Origin of the sequence: Dyadobacter sp. (genome assembly GCF_051859145.1) — a bacterium.
Classification (GTDB): domain Bacteria; phylum Bacteroidota; class Bacteroidia; order Cytophagales; family Spirosomataceae; genus Dyadobacter.
In genome coordinates this window covers 1-5,062 of the sequence record NZ_JBHYGF010000085.1, presented here as the reverse complement: position 1 = coordinate 5,062, position 5,062 = coordinate 1, and the positions used below count along the sequence as shown (strand labels likewise).

Annotated in this window: 6 protein-coding genes and 1 tRNA gene; all 7 read right to left on the bottom strand. The window is 45.6% G+C overall.

Annotated features, from left to right (window positions below):
* The coding region (locus tag ACTIE6_RS06510) for an NAD(P)-binding domain-containing protein (RefSeq protein WP_439555862.1) at window positions 1-332 on the bottom strand (332 nt) is incomplete at its 3' end.
* Between the two features lie 214 nt (window positions 333-546).
* Complete coding sequence (locus tag ACTIE6_RS06505; protein ID WP_439555861.1) at window positions 547-1,902, bottom strand: histidine kinase dimerization/phospho-acceptor domain-containing protein; 1,356 nt, start codon at window positions 1,900-1,902, stop codon at window positions 547-549.
* On the bottom strand, window positions 1,895-2,224 hold the full coding sequence (locus ACTIE6_RS06500) for a circadian clock KaiB family protein (RefSeq protein WP_439555860.1): 330 nt from the start codon (window positions 2,222-2,224) through the stop codon (window positions 1,895-1,897). Before ACTIE6_RS06500 ends, ACTIE6_RS06505 begins: the two co-directional genes overlap by 8 nt.
* Entirely contained in the window at window positions 2,221-2,541 is a 321-nt protein-coding gene (gene kaiB, locus ACTIE6_RS06495; protein ID WP_439555859.1) for a circadian clock protein KaiB, read from the bottom strand. Before kaiB ends, ACTIE6_RS06500 begins: the two co-directional genes overlap by 4 nt.
* A complete protein-coding gene (gene kaiC / locus ACTIE6_RS06490) occupies window positions 2,538-4,238 on the bottom strand; it encodes a circadian clock protein KaiC (RefSeq protein WP_439555858.1) in 1,701 nt (566 codons plus the stop codon). The genes kaiB and kaiC overlap by 4 nt, the downstream gene beginning before the upstream one ends.
* Window positions 4,239-4,266: 28 nt before the next feature.
* Window positions 4,267-4,710 (bottom strand): response regulator, encoded by a 444-nt coding sequence (locus tag ACTIE6_RS06485; RefSeq protein WP_439555857.1) that lies wholly within the window; start codon window positions 4,708-4,710, stop codon window positions 4,267-4,269.
* A gap of 238 nt (window positions 4,711-4,948) precedes the next feature.
* Window positions 4,949-5,022: transfer RNA gene (locus ACTIE6_RS06480), tRNA-Ala, on the bottom strand.
* Between the last annotated feature and the right edge of the window lie 40 nt (window positions 5,023-5,062).

Genomic DNA, 5,062 nt, shown 5'->3' with positions numbered 1-5,062 from the left:
GTATCGGTATAATGCGAATTTCCTCCGTCGATGATTACGTCCCCTTTTTCAAGCAAAGGCAGCAAAGAAGCAATTACATCGTCGACAGGCTGACCTGCGGGTACGAGCATCATTACATTACGCGGGCGTTTCAAAAGGCTGATCATTTCTGCAAGCTCGGATACCCCTTTCACGGTAGTCCCGGGTGTAGCAGCACCTTCCAATGCGGAATTTTTCGCTGCGTCTTTGTCAAAACCGATAACCGAGAAGCCGTGGTCGGCCATATTCAGCAAGAAGTTGCGGCCCATTACGCCCAACCCGATCATTCCAAAATCGAATATGTTTTCTGCCATGATAAATCTGTCTAAAATAAAGTCCCCGCAATATTAACTGAAAATAGCCTGCGGGGTAATCTTTTATGCAGTTTTGTTGACTGAGGTTTTCGTTACTTACCCGTACAAAGAAGTTTGAATGCGGCGTAACCTGGCACTCTAAACAACAAAAAAGCCATTGAAGGAACGTTGCACGTTGTCTTCAATGGCTTTACAGAAGCTTGTGTTATTGATATTATTGGTTACTCACAGCAATCGCCGATGCAAAAACATCCTGGCTGCCATCTGAAAGCACTATGGGAGTCCCGTTTTTCCAGTACTTAGCAACGTTTTTTGACCCGTTGTATGCGCCACCGGATACGTAAACATCATTATTGATCACGACAATACCCGAGGTATAGTTGCCCCCGGGAAGAATTACAGACACTCCATTTTTCCAGTATTTGGCAATGCTGATATTTCCGCTGAATTCGCGCCCTGCGATATATACATCATTTCCGGAAATGGTTACGTCAAAAGCCTCTGAATAGTTTAAACCATCAACAAGAGGCACTTCAACGCCATTTTTCTTCAGGTCAGATGAAATGTGGGTAATTTTAATCACCGGTGTTGCAGCGGGATTCGCAAATTTGATCGAATTGCTGATCAGGTTCTGGAATACCTGCTTGATCTGCGCCCGGTTCCCTTCAATAGCGGGCAATGCGCCTACAACGAGCTGGACCTGTTTTTCTTCAATCAAAATTTCATAATCATCTTCAATCTCCCGGATCAGCTCGCGCAGCTCGAACAGTTCCGGATTAATCTGGTCATTGGACAGCCGCGAATATTTCAGGATATCGTTGACCATATTCCGCATTCGCAATGAAGAAGCTGAAATTTTTTCCAGGTAAGACTTCACTTCCGCATTCGCCTCTTTCCCGTAAGTAGTTGACAGTAAGTTGGAGAAAATGAGAATTTTACGCAGCGGCTCCTGCAAATCGTGCGAGGCTACGGAAGCAAATTGCTGTAAATCGTGGTTACTTGCTTCCAGCTGCGAATTGGTTTCTTCTAGCCTTTTATAGTTTTCTCTGAGCTCCTTTTGGGTATTTTTTTGAAAGGAAAGATCGGTAACAATCACACTCAGCGATTCACGTCCGTCGAGGTCAAGTGTTGCGACTGATAATTGACAGGGAATATTCTTATCATTCTGCTGAATGCATAGCTCCATTTTCGTATCCTCTTTCCACCCTTTGCTGATCAGGCTTTGGAATGTTTCCCGGTATTCTTCTGCAATAAATGATTCCAGTGAAGAGCCTACCACATTCGATAATGGAGCGCCGACCATTTCAGCAAACATCGAATTACAGTAAAGTACTGTGCCGTCGCGATTGATCGTTACAGCACCTTCATTCATTTTTTCAATGAAAATCCGGTAAGTATGGTCTGCCGATTTCAATGTGTACAGCTGGTCGCCTGCCTCCGGATCATTCACGATAATGGCGTCAACTTGCCCGGTCCTGATTGCATGGATCGTGTCATTTGATTCCTGCAATTGCCGGGAAAGCTGCTGTACTTCTGCGAGAAGCTGTTCGTATGTTTTACTTTTATCCATGGGTTTCCGGAGATAGTCCAAGGCCGAGCAGCAATTTTGCCGTATCGGACATATCTCCGATAAACTTTCTTTCCGGATAGGGACTGATTTTTAAGAGAAGGGGAAGCGCAAGCAATTGCTGCTGCGATGCCAGCGATTTGTCCTGATAAACATCGATGATCTGCAGGCTGTAATTTCCTTTCAAATAACGTTCACATATTTCACGGATATTGACGATTGCACGCGTAGAATTTGGCGATGCACCCGCGACGTAAAGCCGCAGCACGTAGGGTTCTATGCTGTGGTCGGATGTATCCGGTAAAACAGGTGGAATTTCGCTCATTGTGGTTTGGTAGTGGAACGAATATCCAGACCAACTAACACTTTTTCTTCGTTGGAAAGGTCCCCGATAATTTTGCGGATCGGCTCGGGTACTTTTTTCACCAGGGTAGGAATTGCGAGTATCTGATCGCCTTCTGCCAGCTGCGGCTGCTGAAGCAAATCAATGACCTCAATGGTGTATTTGCCTTTCAGGTGTTCTTCGCAGTATTTTTTCAAATTGGTAAGTGCCGCGACAGATCTTGGTGTCTGTCCGGCAATGTAAAGTCTTAACTCCCAAAGTCCCTCGTTAGGTTCTGTATTTACTTGATCCGAAATCATTGCATATCTCTTTTTTGAGTGAGCTCCTGTCTGTTCTCCTCAATAATACTTTTTTTGAGCTCTTCTTCTATGTAAGTCTTGTTAAGTTCCTCTTGTACCGACTCAAATTCCTCTCTCAGCGAGGCTATTTTTGATTCGAGCACCAGTTTTTTCCGTTCAATCTCCCTGTCTTTTCTTGAAACAGCATGATCACGGATCGCCAGACCGGTTTTTTCAAGCAGCTGCTGCTCTTCTCTTGCGGAGCCTGTCAGCACACCCTCCGGCCCCAGGAATACGTTCACCAGCTGGATACCATCATCTGAAATCACAAATTCACGAACCTGGTTGGAATGCTTCATACCTCGCGACTTCATCACATACATTCCTCTGTTCCGCTCTCCATTGGATTCAATGTCACGAACAAGCAGCCAGGTATCGACCAGGGACGATATCCCTTCGTCGGACTGTTCCGATTTGTTATCCTTCATGGAGAGCGCCGTGAACATGACGGTAATCTTTTTGGATTGTAGATAATCGATCAATCTTGTGAGCAGACTTTTTACTTCGCTGTTGGATCCAACTGTGATCAGGTTGGTTATCGGGTCCATGATCACGACTTCCGGATTAACTTTCTCGATCAATTTGGTCATTGATAACAAATGCAGCTCCAATCCGTAAAGTGTAGGTCTTGTGGCTTTAAAATACAGCAGGTTGTTATCTACGTGCGTTTGCAGATCTATGTTGATCGAACGCATGTTCCGGATAATCTGCTGGGGTGATTCTTCAAAGGCAAAAAACACACAGCGCCGCCCGTCTCTGCAAGCCTGATCTGCAAAATTGCCTGCGATACTTGTTTTACCCGTACCGGCCGTTCCTGAAACGAGAATGCTGCTTCCGACATAAAATCCGGGGCCGCCCAGCATTTTATCCAGCGAGGGAATGCCGGAAGATACCCGGTCAGAGGATACATCATTGTTTAACATCAAGGACGTCACCGGCAGCACCGAGATACCTTCTTCGTCAATCAAAAACGGATATTCGTTGGTACCATGCACAGTTCCGCGGTATTTCACAATGCGCAGAATGCGGGTAGATACCTTATTTTCAATGCGGTGGTCCGGCAAGATCACGCAGTCGGAAACGTATTCTTCCAAGCCCTGTCTGGTCAGGTTTGCATCGCCCTGCTCTCCCGTAATAACCGCGGTAACCTGTTTTTCTTTAAGCCATTGAAATAATCTCCTCAGCTCCGCTCGCAGGATCGCCTGATTGGCCAGTCCTGAAAACAGGCATTCAAGCGTATCCAGAACTACCCTCTTCGCACCTATACTATCAATGGCGTAACCCAGCCGGATGAAAAGTCCTTCCAGGTTATATTCTCCGGTTTCCTCAATTTCGTGCCGCTCTACATGCACATGGTCAATTTTGATCAGCTTATCCTGTTCAAGCTGTTTGAGATCATATCCCAGCGACGCGACGTTTTGTGCTAATTCCTCTGATTTCTCTTCAAAAGCCACAAAAACGCCTGGTTCGTTAAATTTTTGTGCACCGTGGACCAGAAAGTCCATTGCCATGAGCGTTTTTCCGGATCCGGCCGCGCCACAGATCAGAGTAGGTCGCCCCTTTGGTAACCCGCCGAGGGTGATCTGGTCGAGACCATCGATGCCAGTGGGCGCTTTCGGCAACTTTGGTGTGTTTATTTTTTGGGGATCAAAATTCATCGTGCTTGTTGAAGAGCGTTTGATTGTCTTAAAGTAAATATTTCCTTTGAAGTTGTTGAATGAGCTGCTCAAATTCTTCGATAGAATCCGGCTTCCTGTAAACTGCGGCTACACCTGCGCGCTGCGCATCTTTGGCAAGTTGCTCACTGGGAGAAGTTGACATGATCACAATGGGAACTCCCTCGGCAGCAGGGATTTTTTGAACATGCGAAACAGTCTCCATACCGTTCATCTTCGGCATATTCATATCGACAATGATCAGCGATACTTTTAATGCAGTATTTTTAAGTAGCTCAATGAGGTAAAGGCCGTTTTCGGCTTCGATGAGTTCGGCTGTTATGTTCGACGAAACAATGGCATGTTTGATAAAAAACCTGTCGTCACTGTCGTCATCTGCTATGAAAATCGCCTTACTGGAAGTTAAATCGCTCATTACTTTAACCTGCGAATGCTGCTGCTTATTAATTTTCAAAAAATCATCGGCAGGCACAAGTCGCAGGTTATCAAAAAATTAATCTGCTTATCTGAACAACTCACGCTTATGAAGGAATGTGCAGCGTGGCTGGCTGCCATTTCCGTCAAGACTGTCGATCCCAAGTTTACGAAAAAAAAGCTGGTTCCGGATTTTCGCCACTGCATTTTAAACAAAATAAATACAGCCGGAAAACAAAAAAAGCCACGTACAAAAAATGTAAGTGACTTCTTATTTGTGGAGAATAACGGATTCGAACCGTCGACCTCTTGCATGCCATGCAAGCGCTCTAGCCAACTGAGCTAATCCCCCGTTTCATAGCGCCCCGGACGGGAGTGCAAAGATGAAACGG